A 16,942-nucleotide genomic window follows, 5' to 3' on the forward strand; every position below is an offset into this window, starting at 1 on the left:
GGGGCTGGTTTCACAGACTTTTGTGACTATATTACTGAGAGAAGCCGTTGAGCCTATTTCGTGTCTGGGATAGTGAGAACAAATATCTTCAGTAAGTGCTATTGTTAAATTCTTCTCCTTGAGAGGATAAAGAAGTGCAGCCACAACCTCTGATTGCCGTCAATGATGTTCCTGCCAGTAGTCAGTGGTATCAACGTCTCCTCAATTGCCAGAGTGGTCATGGCGGCGATGAATACGAAAGGCTGATCGCTGATTCCGGTGAATTGATTCTCCAACTACATCACTGGGACGCCCACGAGCATCCCTACATGGGTGATCCCGAACTGCCGCGTGGAAACGGAGTGCTACTCTGGTTTCGAGTGGAAGGCTTTGAAGATGCTGTGGCTCGAGCCAATGCGATGTCAGCACAGGTGCTGGATGGTCCCATGGTCAATCCGAACGCCAACCATCGCGAAATCTGGATTAAAGATCCTGATGGATATGTAGTTGTGCTTGCCGGCGCTACTGGTGATTTGTAATCTGCTGAACCCGACATAAAACAAACAAAGGAATGCAAAGTGATGTCGCAACAAATTACTTCAGACGTGATTCACTCTTTTAAAACTCAACTGGAATCGCATCCCATTTATGAATCGATTGCCACGCTTGACGATTTGCAGCGGTTTATGCAGCATCATGTGTATTCGGTCTGGGATTTCATGTCGTTGATCAAGTATTTGCAGTCGATCATCGCTCCCACCGAATGTCCCTGGGTTCCTCGAGGGGATGCCAGTGTTCGGCGTTTTATCAATGAGATTATTCTTGAGGAAGAGTCAGATGAATCTACCACTGAAGGAGAATATTCCAGTCACTTCGAATTGTATATGACCGCCATGACAGAAGTCGGTGCATGCACTGCGTCACTGACGGAATTCATTGAAACTGTCAAACAACAGGGAGTCAATGCCGCTCTGAAACTGCCGGGAGTCCCTGAACCTTCACGACAATTTACGTCTCAGACCTTTGCTTTGATTGAGGAAGGGCAACCTCACAAAGTAGCCGCCGCGTTTGCGTTGGGGAGGGAGCACATCATTCCGGATATGTTTCGCTCAATATTAAAGCGAACCGGTGTCTCAGAAGCAGAGGCACCCGTATTTCATTTTTATCTGAATCGGCATATTGATTTGGATGGAGATTTTCATGCACCCTTATCATTGCGTTTGCTGAACGGCTTATGCGATGGAAATGAAACGAAAATAGAGGAAGCGATTGCCGCGGCTCAATCAGCTGTGCAGGCACGTTTGCTATTATGGGATGGTGTTTTAGCCAGCATTCAAACGCCTGTTTGAGGACCGCATATCAGGTAATCTTTCGCGAAATGTATTGTTTCTTAAAACACAGATCTGGATTCGTGAGTTCGTTTTGTAAGCATCGCGCTCTATTCGATTGAAAACAATTCGGATTGTCTTTTTACTTGGCGATGATTGATTTTCAAAACGACTACCTGTTATCCTCAAGTCTTTGCATGACTAATTTTTCCTTTCGTTTGGTAATCCCTCATGACTGATCCCCAATTTAAAGCCGCCATTGCCCATGTCGCCCCCGTTTTTCTTGACAAAGATGCGACTGTGGATAAGGCATGTTCCTTGATCCGAGAAGCGGCACAAAATGGGGCGCAGATGATCGTTTTTCCTGAGACTTACATTCCGGCTTTTCCCGTCTGGTGTGCGTTGCAGGCACCAATTCATAATCATGATTTGTTCTGCAGACTTGCCGCTAACTCAATCAAAGTTGATGGTCCCGAGTTAGCTCTAATTGCGGAAACAGCCCGCGAATGCGGAATGTTTGTTTCCATGGGCTTTAATGAAGGGACAACTGTCAGTGGTGGGTGCATCTGGAATTCCAATGTGTTGATTGACGATGAGGGCAAAGTTCTGTGTCACCATCGAAAAATCGTACCGACGTTCTATGAGAAACTGGTTTGGACGCCCGGTGATGGTGCTGGCTTGCAAGTGAGTGAGACGCGTCTGGGAAGACTGGGAATGCTGATCTGTGGAGAAAACACGAATCCCCTCGCGAGATTCACATTGCTCGCGCAGGGGGAGCAAGTCCACTTATCGACCTACCCACCGGCCTGGCCTTCTCATGACCCGGCAACCCACGAAAACTATGATCTCAAAAACGCAATCCTGATTCGTGCGGGAGCCCACTCCTTTGAAGGAAAGCTATTTAATCTCGTCGCTGCCGGCTATTTGGATAGATCAACTCGTGACTTATTGGCGAACCGAGATAAAGAGGCGGGGCGAATTCTTGATGCAAGTCCCCGCGGCATTTCGGTTGTCATCGGTCCCAACGGCACGCCTGTCAGTGAGATCATGCAGGAAGAGGAAGGCATACTTTACACTACCATCGATTTATCACTGTGCGTTGAGCCCAAACAGCTTCACGATATCGTGGGGGGATATAATCGGTTTGATATTTTCAAACTGACGGTCAATCGCGAAGCTCAGCGACCCATCAGTTTTTTGCCCAATGATACCACATCAGGCAATCTGGCTGATTGTGAGCCAGCCGATTAGTAAACGGGATTATGAGAGATTTCTGCAAATAAAATTTGCTACGATCGAGTTTGGCCTGTTACGATACACGCATCTGTTTTGTCGTTCACTACGGCCTTTCTTTAAAAGAGGTGTCCCATGTCACGTCGCATTTGTATGTTTCTGTTAGCGTCTCTCTGTATTGCATGGTCTGTCACGACATATTCCGGGGCGGCACAAACTGAAGATGCGAACGTCGGCAACAAAATTTCAGAATTGAAGAAGGAACGTCTTGATGTGTTCCGTCAGCTTTTAGCCGCTGCCAAGAGTTCCTACGAGCATGGAGAAAAACCGATTGAGCAGGTTATCTCTGCTCAAGATGATTTGTTCAAAGCCGAACTCGAACTCGCTTCTACAAAGTCAGAACGTATTGAGCTTTGCAAAAAACGGCTCGACAATTTACGTAAGCTTGAGAGTGTCACGGCTCAAAGATTTTCATCGGGTACTGGCAAGATACAAGCCAAGCTTTCGGCGAAAGCGGCACGACTTCAAGCAGAGATCGATTGCCTCCGTGAGCAATCTGCGCCTGAGTAAAACCGAGAATTGGGCACCGCTCAAAGTTCAGCTGACTGTGCAACATCGGACTGGTATTGAGGGTAAGACCCATTCAACAGGGAAATTCATGAGAACACATGCAAATAGTTTCAGCCGTTTAATTACAGCGAATCATCATTCTTTAAATCTTTAAATGGAAAAGAGATGCCATGCCTCTCACCACGGTAATCAATGAGAGTTTCGATCGGTCATTTACATTGTATCGTGATTTGATTGAATCGATTGAAGAGAGTACTCTAAGTTCCAAACTGGCACGACTTCCTTCCAATACATTGGGACTCCAATTGTGGTGCGTCATTGGTGCGCGTGAGAGTTTCAGCAAAGCGATCAAAGCCAATCAGTGGTCTGGCTTTTCCTGTTCGCTGGAAAACACTGATAACAAAGTGAGCGTTGCCGAAGCATTGCATCGTTCTGAATCTGCCGTCTCTGAAGCTCTGGAAACGATCTCGGAATTCAGCGATGTTCAGAATCGACTCGTCATCGATCTACTCGAACACGAAGCCGCTCACCACGGTCAACTGATCAGATATTTGTACGGTTTGAAGCTCACGATTCCAGCTAGTTGGAAATCAAAGTATGCTCTATAGTCTTCATTTTGAATGTTGGCCTCAGACATTCAATTGGTATTTTGGCTTTGTCTCACTGACTCAAAGTTGAAGTTACCAAACTGTTCTTTAGAATCGACTCGGTTCTCAGTGTCTCTTTTCCACAGTTCATGTTTTTCCAGTTTATCAGGAATGAAAATGGTATCGATCGATTATTCTTGCCACAAATGCCTTGATCGTTGGCCGACAGAGTACAGTGGATGTCCCGAATGTGCGGGACATTTTTGTCAGTCCTGTGCTGACGACTTCCTTCAAATCTGCCCTTGTGGAGGTGAGCTGCAAAAAGATAAGTATTTCGAACTCTGTTGCAGCGACAAGCTACCTAATGAAATAGTGCAGCATAAAAGTCTGAAAGACCGTATCAATGCACTCAACCAAATTCGCCCGCTCTACAATCTGATTGAAGCAGAATATAACGAATATAAACGAATTATTATTGAATGCGAAAGGGACGCCAGGACGTACAAGACTGAAATTCAGGACAATTTAGGCTATCGTCTTTTGACCTATAAGCAAAGTTGGACCTTCGGTGATATGGCGTTCTATGATAAAGAAGAAGTGGTATGTACATTGATTAATCATGTTGTCCCTTCCAATATTGATATTCTTCTCAGTTTAATATCCGGTGAATTTTATTTAGAAAAAATATATGATGAATTTTTCATGGAAAAACTAATCGAATTAATTGATGATGCGCCTCGAACTGAAGCGGAATGGAAAAAGTGCAAACAGGATTGGAAACTCTTATCAATAGTGGGTGACGCAATCTTTATACCGGAAGATGGTGAAGCCAAACGTTTCGAGTGTTATCGCGAGAGTATCGAGTTATTACGCGAACACATGCGGAGAGAATAATATAAGTGTTGATTTGGTAAGAAATGATCACACTGAATTCCTCGATGTCAGAATTAGCCGCATCCACTCAAGTAATAATTGTGCACGGAACCGAACTTATTTGATCATCCCCCATCTACCTATGATCTTCGTATGCAGTCTGAGGATTTATTTGAATGATCTCATCACAAAAGGCATCAACTAACCAGCAGGTATGGCGAATAATGTGATAAAAGCCAGTATCGCCGCCAATAAGCGGAAGCTTCAGAGTTGCAATTTTGATTCAGCTAACGTACTTGCTACCAGGCATTGCAGCATGTAGTAAAAGGCGAATGCCCTTGATACTAATGCGATGATGGTGAGAGTGGGAGCGAAGCATAAAACATTGCACCACCACAGATTAGAACTATGGCGTGTTTTAAATCGATATGACTTTTTGTAACTTCCATCATGTTTCCGAAACCGCCGAGGGTATCGGCGACCGCCACGCTGAACTGGCTCAGCATTGCCGCGATGACTAACGGGAACGTAAGTAGAATCGATGCCTTGCCAGCCAGCATGATCAAGTCGTTATCTTTGACGTGTCTCCCAGGAAGTGCAACAGAGGTGTCGCCAATGCGACAAAATCAGATAGACGATTGTCGAAATGATTTGCGATAGACGGCTGCTTCGAATTCTCATTGGTGAATTGAAAGTATTCCCCAGCTAGCATGATGTTTCAAATCCCTGCACGACGATCAATGTACCGCCCAGGATTGTAAGAATCTCCCACCAGGAATGAGATGGTGTCTTCGGTCATTGAATCCCCGTATTTAGTTCTTTGATGTCATAGGAAGCGAAACCGATAAAAATTGCGATGATAATGAGTAGGGTTGTCCCAATCGCAAGCGTTTCCAATTTTGCAAGTATGAATAGTCCCTTAAAATAGCCAATGGCTCCAATCAGACCAATGACCACTACCGAGACCAGATGTTCATTGAGTGGGGCATCGTATTGCTGACCAAGACCCCTAACAAAAATGAAGCCATGATGTTGAAACGAATCACACTTCCCACGCTATAGGCCACACCACACATCAAAGCCATCGCCAAAATTGAATAACGCCCCACAGCACCATTCAGAATTGGAATCCTGATCAGGAAACCACTACCAAAGATAGAAGCAAGTGGTGTCGCTGTGGCAAAGAACAACCTTTTCATAAGAATCTCTTTTAGAAAAGCGTGGTGAGTCTAACGAGAATAAATACAATATGATAATTTGTAACAAGATTGCATACTCACAATGTAATAGGCATGACAACCAACACATTGTTGGAATTTACTAACAGATTCCATTTGCCATTCTGAATCAAAAAATTGACTAACGAGAATGATCAACAAAATTGTGTCAATAGAGAATTTCAAACGTGCCACCAAATCTTATAACCAAAATATGGCACGCATTCGAGGACTGGCTGGTTTACCTCTCGAAGGATTTCAGTCACTTAATACTGTCGCTGATGCACGTAACGCCTATCTGAATGCAATCATAGATTACAATCAGGCACAACTAAGCTCGTTAAGAGCCATTGGGCGTCCACTTGGAATTGACGCGGATAGCGAAGCTATTGCTGAAGATCATTAAACCATCTTTGTCTTTGCAAAAAATAGGGTAAGACGATATGTCTGATGCATTCCCACCTGAACTCTGCAGTCAATACAGCAGACAGCATTTCTTTGTCATCGATTGACAATGATTCATCGATCACTGATGATAAATGAACTGAGTATTTTATTCTAATTCACTTATTTGATCCCACTTTTGGAGTAGAAGTTCTTCCCATGAATCGATGTATCACTGTGTTATCCGTTGTTGCATTCATCTTATTTAGCCAGGGACTTGCGACTTTAATAGCAGCCGAACGGCCCAATATTTTGTGGATTATCGCAGAAGACATGGGACCCGAATTAAGTTGTTATGGGACTCCCGAAGTCAAAACCCCCACTCTGGATCGATTGGCTGAAAAAGGGATGCTTTTCAAAAATGCCTTTACCGTGACCCCCGTTTGTTCTACCAGTCGTTCCTCTTTCATGACCGGCATGTATGCGATGTCGATTGACGCGCATAATCATCGTTCGCATCGTGAAGGAACCAACCCGCTACCGGATGGGGTGAGAGTGATTACCGACTGGCTGCGTCCCGCCGGTTATACGACGGCTAATATTAGAAAATTGACGAAAGATCGCAAGCTGTCCAAGTTCTATAAAGGGACGGGGAAAACAGACTGGAACTTTACGTATCCCAAGGGGAAAAAGCCCTTCGATGTCAGTGACTTTGATGAACTGAAAAACAAACAGCCTTTTTATGCTCAGATTAATTTTTCTGAAACTCATCGCGGTGGTGCCTGGAATACATCGCATCAACATATCGATCATCAGGCTGATCCAGCCAAGGTAAAGATACCTGACTACTATCCAGAGCATCCCGTCACGCGGGCGGTGTGGGCCCAATATCTGAACGCTGTGATGGCCGTCGATAAGAAAGTCGCTTTCATACTGGATCTGTTGAAACGGGACCAGCTTGATAAAAATACGATTGTCATCTTTTTAGGCGATCATGGTCGCGCGATGCCACGGGGCAAGCAATGGCCGTACGATAGTGGTCTCCATATTCCGCTCATTGTTTATTGGCCTGAAAATAATTCCGCACTTCCTGTCCCTGCGAACTATAAACGAGGGGAGCAAAGCGAGCAGTTGATCTCTGCCATTGATTTGAGCGCGACGACGCTGGCATTAGCGGGAGTGACCAAACCGGAAAAAATGCAGGGCCAGGTCTTCTTGGGATCTCAATCAGAGCCTCCCCGTACTTATTTATTTAGTGGTCGCGATCGCGGTGATGAAACCGTCTTTCACATTCGCACCGTACGCAACAAACGTTATCGTTACCTCCGCAGTAAATATCCGGAACGTCCCTTCCTGCAAATCAATCGTTATAAGGAAGCCTCATATCCGATTATCGGTTTGCTGCGTCATTTGCACTCAGAAGGAAAATTAACAGGTCCTCCTTTGAAGCTCATGGCACAGAGCCGACCTAAAGAAGAGTTGTATGACCTAGAGAATGATCCCTGGGAAACAAAGAACCTGGCGAACTCCGCAGAGCATCAAGTGACCAGGAAAAAACTGGCGTTGGCACTTGATAAATGGATGGAACAAATCGATGACAAAGGTCGCATTCCCGAAGATCCTGCGATTCCCAAATTCTGGGACGAGCGATCAATTCGTGTTTATACGAAGCGATTGGAAAGCCGACCAGACAATTGGTTTGAAATCGATTCGGCATTAGGACCTTATAAGATCCAGGAGAAAAAATAAGTTTCGTTCTTACACTCAATATTGACATGACAACAAAAAACCTCAGGCAACAGTGTGCTGCCTGAGGTTTAGTTTTTTGAAACAGTACTTCAACTGGCACGGTTGACTTAGATCGAAAGATAACCGTTTGATTCGAGATAGGCCACGACTTCGTCAGCCAAATCATCAATGCCTTTGCCGTCGGAATCCAGAATCAGTTCTGCCTTTTCTGGTTCTTCGTAAGGAGCATCAATTCCAGTGAAACCTTTGATTTCACCAGCACGGGCTTTTTTGTAGAGCCCTTTGGGATCACGTTCTTCACAGGTTTCCAGAGAGGCTTTGACGAAGACTTCAATGAATTCGCCATCTCCCAGAATTTCTCGAACCTGATCACGGTCTTCACGATAAGGCGAAATGAAAGCCGTCATCACCAGAATTCCGGCATCAGTATATAACTTGGAAACTTCACCAATCCGACGAATGTTTTCAGTACGATCTTCGGGAGAGAAGCCCAGGTTTTTGTTCAGGCCCATTCGAATGTTATCGCCATCTAAAACAAACGTGTGTTTGCCTTGTTCGAACAGCTTGTGGTCAACGGTATTTGCAATGGTGCTTTTTCCGGACCCACTTAAGCCTGTGAACCAAAGAACGGCTCCTTTGTGTCCGTTTTGTTGACAGCGTTCTTCTTTGGAAACACGGTGGTCATGCCAGGTGACATTAGTGGCTTTTTGCTCGGCCATCGAGGAATTTCTCCTTACTTTCTAATAAATTTTTGTAGAAACAATTTCTATCTGATTGATGCCTGCAGTGAAAAATCACCCGGAATCGTTTATCCTGAGCAGGTGCTTTCAAGATCCTAGAGAAACTCCACGCTTGATGGAAGCCCACAGATTGGGATTTTCTAGTAACATTCTCGTTCCGAACTACTGGAACTACGGTTTTTTAGCTGTTAGAGTACGCGCACGGGTTTTCTTAAGAGAAGGGACCATTCGCTGGCAATTACTCCAGTGGTTTCGGTTTCCAAATGAAACAAGAAATCTAAACTGTTAATATTACACAGATTACGTATTAAACCATCGAATTCAGAAAAACAAGTATCATGTCTGAGAAGGTCTTAAAACTCGGTATTCCCGCGGGAAGTTTGCAGGAATCCACGGCGGAATTATTCAAGCGTGCCGGTTATGTGATTAAATTTTCCTCCCGCTCCTATTACCCTACGATTGACGACGATGAGATCGAATGTTTACTGATTCGTGCTCAGGAAATGGCCCGCTATGTCGATCAAGGCATTCTGGATGCCGGGATTACGGGGTATGACTGGATTCTGGAAACAAATGCCGATGTACATGAAATTTGCGAGCTGCTGTTTTCAAAAGTCAGCCGCCGCCCTGTGCGTTGGGTATTGTGTGTTCCTGAAGATTCTCCGGTCCAGACCGTAAAGGACCTGGAAGGCAAACGCATTGCTACAGAAGTCGTGGGAATGACAGAGCGTTATCTCGAAAAGCATGGTGTAAAAGCAACAGTGGAATTTTCCTGGGGCGCCACCGAAGTCAAGCCTCCCAAGCTGGCTGATGCGATTGTCGAAGTGACCGAAACCGGATCGTCTCTGCGGGCCAATAATCTGCGAATTGTGGAAGAGTTGATGCAGAGCACCACTCGATTCATCGCCAATAAAGATTCGTTCGAAGATCCCTGGAAACGGGAGAAACTGGAAAACATCGCGATGATGTTGGAGTCCTGTCTGGCGGCAGAAGGCAAAGTCTGTTTGATGATGAATGTCGTTCGAACAGATCTCGAAAATGTACTCAATCTTTTACCTGCTTTGCAAAAGCCCACAGTTTCTTCTCTATCAGATCCAGACTGGGTTGCCATCAGCACCATCATGGAAGAATCTGTAGTGCGAACCATCGTCCCGAAATTGAAAGCAGCAGGTGCCTGTGGACTTGTGGAATACCAGATTTCGAAAATCATTGACTAAACTCCGTTTGAATCTTCGGCGCACCAGACATGAAGACTGCGGTTATCAAAATTGGTGGGAGCCTCTTTGATCTGCCCGATCTCGCGGGTCGGATCGCGAAGTTATTAGACGTCTTAGAAAACACAAAGCCGCTCATTGTCTGTGGAGGTGGCAAAACCGTTGACCTTGTTCGAAGCTGGGATCAAACGCATCAACTGGGTGATCGTGCCGCGCATTGGCTTGCCATTCAATCGTTGATGTTGAACAACCGGTTACTCTGTCAACTGCTGCTTGACGCGCGTATTATTACTTCCCCTTCCGAAGCCAAAGTTGTCTGGCAGGAACGCGGTGTTCCCGTTTTGAATTCGGACACCTATTTACAACAGACTGCAACGTCACACATAGCAAAATTACCAGAATCATGGGATGTGACCAGTGATTCGATTGCTGCCTGGGTCTCTCTCACCTGGCCTGCTGACGAGCTTATTTTATTGAAGTCTATTGAGCTTCCCAAAGATCGATCGCTTTCCAAGCTCGCTTTAGCGGGACTCGTCGATTCTTACTTGCCAACGATAGCAGAGTCCCTGCCGCAACTACGTTGGTGTAACTTGCGGTCGGATTCTGTTCCACTTCAACTCGACACAGTAATCAGTGGTAACAATTTCCACATCAGAAATGCGACAGGGCCCGCGTAAAGTGGACTGTCTAATAAATCGAGCAGGCCTCCAAACCCGGGCAATAATTCGGCGGAGTCTTTTTTTCCAACGTCCCGTTTAATGAGCGACTCGCATAAATCACCCACCAGCCCCACTAGTCCAATGACTGCGCCAAATAAAATGGACCAGTACCACGCGGGAGCAGACCAGTTCGAGTGAAATAGCGCGGGGGTGATCTGAAACCAGAGGAAGCTGCCTAAAGCCGCACCAAAGAGAGCACCGTATCCTCCGACCCAGGTCTTACCAGGGCTCAGTCGCGGCACCAGTTTCTGTTTGCCCCACAACCGACCAAAGGTATAACCACCGATATCTCCCATCTTTGCACTGATAATCAAAGAGCCCAAGGCGATGTATCCAGTTTCAGGACCAATGACCCAGCGTAATTCTGCCAGCATGGCCAATAAGAACCCAAGATAGGAAACAGACAGGATCTCAGCACCGATGGTTTCCATACTTTGCCCCGGTTCCTGAAATTGAATCGCACCTTTGAGGAAGATCAATAAGATGGAAACGGCAAACGCCACCGCCATCAATGCCAATGAGAGGGTTTGTGGGGGTGTCTGCCCGTCAAGCGAAGTAAGAAACGGTATCCAGGCCATGATGCAGATGAGTAATGACAGAATACACACCATCGGATAACTGGGAGCAAGCTTACGGACTTTTAAAAGATGTGTTAATTCCCAGCTGCCTCTTAACACCAAAAGGCAGCACAAACCCAGTAGATAAGGTGCACCAACTCCCGCACGTTGATCCAGATAAAAAAGACCGAACAAAAGAGGAATTAGAATTGCCGATACGAGTAACCGCCAACCGAGCATGTCGGGTTATCCTTTCAAACCACCAAAGCGACGGTCACGGGCGGCAAAGTCACGTAACGCCTGCCAGAAATCGGAAACAGCAAAGTCCGGCCAATAGGTTTCAGTGACCCAAAGTTCGGCATAGCTGATCTGCCATAACAGGAAGTTACTGACCCGCATTTCTCCTGCTGTGCGAATCACAAGATCCGGGTCAACCATTCCAGCCGTATAAAGATGCGCAGAAATCACTTCTTCTGTAATCTCTTCTTTTTTTAAATTTCCCTGTTCGACTTCGGAGACGATGGATTGTACCGCGTCGACGATTTCTGAACGACTGCCATAATTTAATGCCAGACAAAGTTGCATCCCGGAATTTTCCTGGCTCTCATTAATGGTCTTGTCCACTTCGATGAGTACATCCTGCGGGAGATCTGTCCGACGGCCGATTGTTGTGAACCGGATATTCTGACGCATAATCTCTTCACGTTCGCCGATGACAAACTTTTTCAGAAGTTGCATCAAAAGATTCAACTCTAATGCGGGCCGTTTCCAGTTTTCACTGCTGAGACAATAGAGCGTCAGTTGTTCAATTCCCAGGCGTGTCGATTCTTCCACAACTGTGCGCACACTATTGACTCCCTGGCGGTGTCCTTCAATGCGCGGAAATCCACGTCGGGATGCCCAGCGTCCATTTCCATCCATGATAATGGCAATATGACGTGGCAACTGCCGGGACTCCAAGCCGAGTGATTCTCCATCCTGTTCTGATATGGCGGGCACAACTTGCCTCACAATGACTGATGATAGTTTTAAACGACGTCTCTGCGCGATTACTGCAGAACCCATAACAGACGATGACGGATAAGCCTCCCCTGGTAGCTCTATTGTGAGAAATTATCTCAAAAACGCCAAGGCTGCACGGCTAGAAAGCACAGCTTCTTTAGAGAAAGCATGGAAATGAAAACCTTCAGGAGGCAATTTTACCTACACTGATCTTTACTCTGAAGGTTTGTTCTGAAAAAAGAATCAGCCAGTAACTTCGACGGGCTGTAATTCATCCAATTCAATAGATTGATCCAGATAGACATCTTTTTCCCAGTAAGCAGGTTCTGCTCCAGGGGTCTCCACTGAGATTCTTACGTGGTCCTCAAATACTTCAAGCACTTTAACAACTGTATGTTCCCCGATGAGGATACTCTCATTCATACTACGAGAGATAATATGCATTCGCTCGCCTCAAAGTTATTTCAGAATTGAATCTGTGAATTGTGAATAGTTATTGTGAGGACATTTTGACGAACTGCACTCAGAAGGACAAGCGGAAATTAAATAAAATTTCAAACGATTTTAATGATGTTTCTTTTCGCCGAAAATCACTTGACAAATTCTGATTCATCGTTTCCGTGATAATTCCTTGATATGTAGATTAGTTTCTCAAACTGGAAATAAATTTGTTTTTTTACAATCGTGCTCACACAATTAATATAATTTAAAAATAAAAAAACTAACACTTCGTTTTACAACTACAAACATCAAATCAAAAAGAGATTCAGAATTACTTTTTCCCTTCCGCGCGTTTTTGACGAAAAAATTCCCGCAGGATTGTACGACATTCCTCCTGCATCACACCACTAATAACAGTGCTTTGATGATTTAACCGGGAATCATTGGTGATTTGAAATAACGAATCACAGGCGCCCGCTTTTTCATCACGCGTGCCATAGATGACGAAGGGGATCCTCGATTGAATTATCGCACCCGCACACATAGGACATGGCTCCAGCGTGACGTACAACAGGCAATCAGTCAAGCGCCAGGAACCGAGCGATTCGGCTGCCTGCGTGATGGCAATCATTTCGGCATGTGCGGTCGGATCGTTCAACGTTTCTCGTTGATTATGAGCAGCTGCAATGATGCGATCCTGATAAACGATGACGGCACCTACCGGAACTTCATCCTCTTCAAAAGCCGCACGTGCTTCATCATAAGCAAAGCGCATCCAGCGCGTATGTAACTGCAATAATTCCCGATCGCCGGGAATGAATTCAGGTTCTTCTTGTCGATCAATCATCTCATTTACGATTCATTAAGAAAGAAACAGAACGATTTCAGCACAACATAATCCAGATTCACTCGGAAAGAAAGCGTGTTCCTGTCTTATTCCTTATAAACGTTTTACTTCTCCAAAAGTCAGGCATACCAGTACATAAAGCACATCAAGTAATTTCATAGGAATCGATTCCGATGATAGCATTCGGCGAGTTATTCTGATTACAATATTAACTGATAGGACTGACTCGGAATTTCAACAAATTCAATTCAAGGTTAATCTCATGCGCGGACTCGTCATTTGTTTGTCTACTCTCATAGTCATTGGTTTTCTTCTGATTTCATCACAAAGGAGTATCTCACAAAATGACTCGACGGTGAGCCAGGCACTTGCGATTCCGACTGTGAAGTCGTTTGGAGCCACTGGCGATGGAAAAACCGACGACTTTGCTGCCATTCAAAAAGCCGTCGATACCAAAATGGGGCAGATTCAGTTTCCCAAAGGCGTCTATCGGATTACGAAAACGATCACTGTCGATTTGGACAAACTGGGACCGACTTCTCTCAGTTCAGATGGTACTGCGACGATCATTATGGCGGGAGCAGGGCCCGCATTCCGCTTTATTGGTACACATACCGGTACTGCCAGCCCGAAAACCGTTAAGGAGAATGTCTGGCAGAATCAACGTTCTCCGCTGGTGGACGGGTTGGAAATTGTGGGCGATCACCCCGAAGCCTGCGGCATCGAAGCCACGGGAACCATGCAAGTGACCTTCACGCGGCTTACCATTCGCCGCGCACTGCATGGCATCCACTTTGTGAAACGGAATCGAAATCTGATTATTTCCAACTGTCACATTTATGAAAACCGGGGCGCGGGAGTCTTTTATGACCATGTCAACATTCATCAATCGAATATTGTCGGCTGTCATATTTCCTACAATGCCGGCGGGGGTGTGGTTGTGCGTAAAGGTGACATTCGCAACATCCATATCGGCACGTGTGACATTGAAGGCAACATGGGCGATGAAAACTCTGAGCCAACCGCCAATGTATTGATCGACTCGGAAGGGGCTATGGTGGGTGAGATTGCCATCGTTGGATGCACGATTCAACACGACCATTATGCCCCGGGTTCCGCCAACATTCGCATTAACGAACATGCACGCATCAGACCACACTCCAGTGAATACCGTGATGGCAATATCACGATCGCCGACAATGTGCTCTCCGATGTGCAAACCAACATTGAGATCACCAGTGCCCGTGGCGTGACGGTGACCGGCAATACAATGTGGAAAGGCTATACCCACAACATCCGAATTCATGACTGCCATAACATTGTGGTTTCGAATAACGTGCTGGATCGCAACCCGCGCTATCACTATCGTGATGGGGCGACTGCCAAAGTAGGGATGCTCTTGACCAATTGCGATGGCTGTACCATCAGTGGAAATCACATCAATGGAACCGGCGATGAAACCGCGGCTTTGGAGATTCGTGATTCGCGGCGGATGAATGTAACGGGATGTACGATTCTCGATTATGCCAAAGTGGGCTTGTTGCTGAAGAATGTTTCTCAGAGTCGTATCTCGGATTGTCTGATTCAAAATGATTTGCCGGGCAACGAGAAAACCTACTCGATTCAAGTCATTGACGGCAAAGAGAATCAGATCGTTGATAATCTGTTTGGCAATCTGAAACAACTCTAGTAAATAGAGATCATCATTCCGGCACCAGTGATAAGAAATTCTCATCTCAGACAAATTTCTGACGAACAAAGATTTCTTAATATCCTTCAGTAGTCGCCGATTTTTAATTTTGCTTAAATAAAACGATGTCAGTTCCTCACATTTCCTACCCAAAATATGCCGAGTCTTACTCATGAACATGCTCTCCCTTGGCTTGAAAACAATTTTGCTGTCTTATTTATTGCTGATTCCGTCGCTTAGTCTCGCTGCTGAGGCACCGCAAATCAAAGTCGGCTTTGCAGAACGCGATATTACTCCTGAAATTGGGATGGAGCAGCCCGGCGGTTATGGGAAATCATTTCATCGCTCATTCCATGACCCGTGCAAAGTACGGGCAGCCGTGTTTGACAAAGGAAAACATGTTGTGGCTGTGGTGAGTCTGGATGCTTTATTTATTCGTCGCGTCACAGTCAATGAAATTAGAAAACGCGTTCAAGCCAAATGTAAGATTCCCGCGGATTCGATTCTGCTCCACGCCACGCACTCGCACTCTTCGGGGCCCATGGGCATGATTCTGCCCGGTGAGTACGACCATGCCTCTGACTTCGTGCAAGAGTTGGCATATGAGAAATCATCAACGGCAGACTCTGCTTATCTGGAAACAGTAGTCGATCAGTCTGTCGAAGCCATCTGTGACGCGTTTAAAAAGCGAAATGCATCAAAGTGCGGCGCTGGTGTGGGCATTGAAGAACAAGTTGCCTTCAACCGCCGTTTCTTTATGCGTAACGGTTTGTCCTTTACACATCCGCGTCCCGGTAACCCGGATATTGTAAAACCTGCCGGCCCTGTTGATCCTGAAGTAGGCGTCATTGGCGTATGGGATGAGCAGGGTGAGCTGAAAGGTTGCATTGTGAATTTCGTCTGTCATGCGACCACCAATCCGGGCGGTATTTCGGCGAACTATATTTATTATGTCGAGCAAGTCATTCGAGGAGTTTTCGGTAAAGATGTCATTGTCGTCTTTTTAGCAGGGGCATCGGGCGATGTGACACAGGTTGATAATCTTTCAAAATTCCAACGACGTCCGAGTGAAGAATCAGCGCGTTTTGTCGGCGGTCGTGTGGGAGCCGAAGCGGTCAAAGTCCTGCTCTCAATGCCGCGCGGCAATTTTGAAACGGTGGCTAGCAAAACCAAAATGCTTAAGATCCCTCGTCGCAAACCAAATCCGGAACGTGTGAAGAAAGCCATCGAAACGGTGAAAGCCGGATCGGCAAAATCGGGAGCCGTCGATTGGGTGTTTGCGAAAGAGACTGTACTGCTCGATGCCCGACTGCAAAAAGAACCGGTGGCAGAAGTCGAAATTCAAGCAGTTCAGTTGGGGCCCGTTGTATTACTGACAGACCCGGCGGAATTTTTCTGTCAACTCGGTCTCGACATCAAAGCGGGCAGCCCGTTTCCGATCACATTTCCTGTTTCACTGGCCAATGGGTGTGTCGGGTATGTTCCCACCAAGGAAGCGTTTGATAAAAACGGTGGTGGTTATGAAACCCGCCTGACAGGCTACAGCAATCTCATCATCACCGCAGGACCCCAAATGGTAGATGCAGCGGTTGAGCTTTCGAAACAGCTAACCCCCGACAAAGTGCCGCAGCGTCCAGCTGCCCCCCCGTTCAATAACAACCCCTGGGGTTACGGGAGCGTGCCTCCGGAGTTGGAATAGTTATCAAGACCTTGAAATTTCCTGAGCGACGGGGCGCTAGCATTCGGTATTTTAAAAAGATTTTGACTACCACGAAAAACTCGAAAGGCATGAAACATAATACAGGTGACTGC

General features: G+C 46.0%; 18 protein-coding genes. 12 read left to right on the forward strand and 6 right to left on the reverse strand.

Annotated features, from left to right (window positions below):
- The first annotated feature begins 134 nt into the window (after window positions 1-134).
- The 6 genes from V202x_RS16845 to V202x_RS16870 all read left to right on the forward strand — a co-directional run bounded on the left by V202x_RS16845 (window position 135) and on the right by V202x_RS16870 (window position 4,591).
- Window positions 135-518 carry a VOC family protein gene (locus V202x_RS16845; RefSeq protein ID WP_145177425.1) on the forward strand — a complete coding sequence of 128 codons (384 nt, stop codon included), beginning with the start codon at window positions 135-137 and terminating at the stop codon, window positions 516-518.
- A 42-nt stretch (window positions 519-560) separates the two neighbouring features.
- Window positions 561-1,328, forward strand: coding sequence for a DUF3050 domain-containing protein (locus V202x_RS16850; RefSeq protein WP_145177428.1), 768 nt, complete (start codon window positions 561-563; stop codon window positions 1,326-1,328).
- A 210-nt stretch (window positions 1,329-1,538) separates the two neighbouring features.
- A complete protein-coding gene (locus V202x_RS16855; protein ID WP_145177430.1) occupies window positions 1,539-2,558 on the forward strand; it encodes a carbon-nitrogen hydrolase family protein in 1,020 nt (339 codons plus the stop codon).
- A gap of 117 nt (window positions 2,559-2,675) precedes the next feature.
- A complete protein-coding gene (locus tag V202x_RS16860; RefSeq protein WP_145177433.1) occupies window positions 2,676-3,110 on the forward strand; it encodes a TolC family protein in 435 nt (144 codons plus the stop codon).
- Window positions 3,111-3,280: 170 nt separating this feature from the next.
- Entirely contained in the window at window positions 3,281-3,718 is a 438-nt protein-coding gene (locus V202x_RS16865; protein ID WP_145177436.1) for a hypothetical protein, read from the forward strand.
- A gap of 156 nt (window positions 3,719-3,874) precedes the next feature.
- Window positions 3,875-4,591: a hypothetical protein gene (locus V202x_RS16870; protein WP_145177439.1), complete on the forward strand. Its 717-nt coding sequence runs from the start codon at window positions 3,875-3,877 to the stop codon at window positions 4,589-4,591.
- Between the two features lie 935 nt (window positions 4,592-5,526).
- On the opposite strand, the gene V202x_RS16875 is transcribed toward V202x_RS16870, so the two are convergent.
- Complete coding sequence (locus V202x_RS16875) at window positions 5,527-5,769, reverse strand: hypothetical protein (RefSeq protein ID WP_145177442.1); 243 nt, start codon at window positions 5,767-5,769, stop codon at window positions 5,527-5,529.
- 184 nt (window positions 5,770-5,953) lie between these two features.
- Here V202x_RS16875 and V202x_RS16880 point away from each other — a divergent pair, with 184 nt between their 5' ends.
- A complete protein-coding gene (locus tag V202x_RS16880; protein ID WP_145177445.1) occupies window positions 5,954-6,193 on the forward strand; it encodes a hypothetical protein in 240 nt (79 codons plus the stop codon).
- Between the two features lie 197 nt (window positions 6,194-6,390).
- Window positions 6,391-7,920, forward strand: a complete 1,530-nt coding sequence (locus V202x_RS16885; protein WP_145177448.1) for a sulfatase — start codon at window positions 6,391-6,393, stop codon at window positions 7,918-7,920.
- Window positions 7,921-8,027: 107 nt separating this feature from the next.
- Here V202x_RS16885 and cysC read toward each other — a convergent pair whose 3' ends face one another.
- On the reverse strand, window positions 8,028-8,639 hold the full coding sequence (gene cysC / locus V202x_RS16890) for an adenylyl-sulfate kinase (protein ID WP_144983523.1): 612 nt from the start codon (window positions 8,637-8,639) through the stop codon (window positions 8,028-8,030).
- Window positions 8,640-8,998: 359 nt separating this feature from the next.
- Here cysC and hisG point away from each other — a divergent pair, with 359 nt between their 5' ends.
- Both hisG and V202x_RS16900 read left to right on the forward strand, forming a co-directional pair.
- Window positions 8,999-9,877 carry an ATP phosphoribosyltransferase gene (hisG, locus tag V202x_RS16895; RefSeq protein WP_145177451.1) on the forward strand — a complete coding sequence of 293 codons (879 nt, stop codon included), beginning with the start codon at window positions 8,999-9,001 and terminating at the stop codon, window positions 9,875-9,877.
- A 29-nt stretch (window positions 9,878-9,906) separates the two neighbouring features.
- Entirely contained in the window at window positions 9,907-10,551 is a 645-nt protein-coding gene (locus V202x_RS16900; RefSeq protein WP_145177454.1) for a hypothetical protein, read from the forward strand.
- On the opposite strand, the gene V202x_RS16905 is transcribed toward V202x_RS16900, so the two are convergent.
- The 4 genes from V202x_RS16905 to tadA all read right to left on the reverse strand — a co-directional run bounded on the left by V202x_RS16905 (window position 10,488) and on the right by tadA (window position 13,440).
- Window positions 10,488-11,390: a phosphatidate cytidylyltransferase gene (locus V202x_RS16905; protein ID WP_145177457.1), complete on the reverse strand. Its 903-nt coding sequence runs from the start codon at window positions 11,388-11,390 to the stop codon at window positions 10,488-10,490. The genes V202x_RS16900 and V202x_RS16905 overlap by 64 nt on opposite strands.
- 6 nt (window positions 11,391-11,396) lie before the next feature.
- On the reverse strand, window positions 11,397-12,149 hold the full coding sequence (locus V202x_RS16910) for an isoprenyl transferase (RefSeq protein WP_145177460.1): 753 nt from the start codon (window positions 12,147-12,149) through the stop codon (window positions 11,397-11,399).
- Between the two features lie 246 nt (window positions 12,150-12,395).
- Window positions 12,396-12,596, reverse strand: a complete 201-nt coding sequence (locus V202x_RS16915; protein ID WP_145177463.1) for a carbon storage regulator — start codon at window positions 12,594-12,596, stop codon at window positions 12,396-12,398.
- Between the two features lie 328 nt (window positions 12,597-12,924).
- Window positions 12,925-13,440, reverse strand: coding sequence for a tRNA adenosine(34) deaminase TadA (gene tadA, locus V202x_RS16920; protein ID WP_145177466.1), 516 nt, complete (start codon window positions 13,438-13,440; stop codon window positions 12,925-12,927).
- 262 nt (window positions 13,441-13,702) lie between these two features.
- Between tadA and V202x_RS16925 the strand changes: the two genes are divergently transcribed.
- Window positions 13,703-15,130: a right-handed parallel beta-helix repeat-containing protein gene (locus tag V202x_RS16925; RefSeq protein WP_145177469.1), complete on the forward strand. Its 1,428-nt coding sequence runs from the start codon at window positions 13,703-13,705 to the stop codon at window positions 15,128-15,130.
- A 172-nt stretch (window positions 15,131-15,302) separates the two neighbouring features.
- Window positions 15,303-16,829 carry a hypothetical protein gene (locus V202x_RS16930; RefSeq protein ID WP_197992932.1) on the forward strand — a complete coding sequence of 509 codons (1,527 nt, stop codon included), beginning with the start codon at window positions 15,303-15,305 and terminating at the stop codon, window positions 16,827-16,829.
- Window positions 16,830-16,942 lie beyond the last annotated feature (113 nt).

Origin of the sequence: Gimesia aquarii (assembly GCF_007748175.1) — a bacterium.
Classification (GTDB): domain Bacteria; phylum Planctomycetota; class Planctomycetia; order Planctomycetales; family Planctomycetaceae; genus Gimesia; species Gimesia aquarii_A.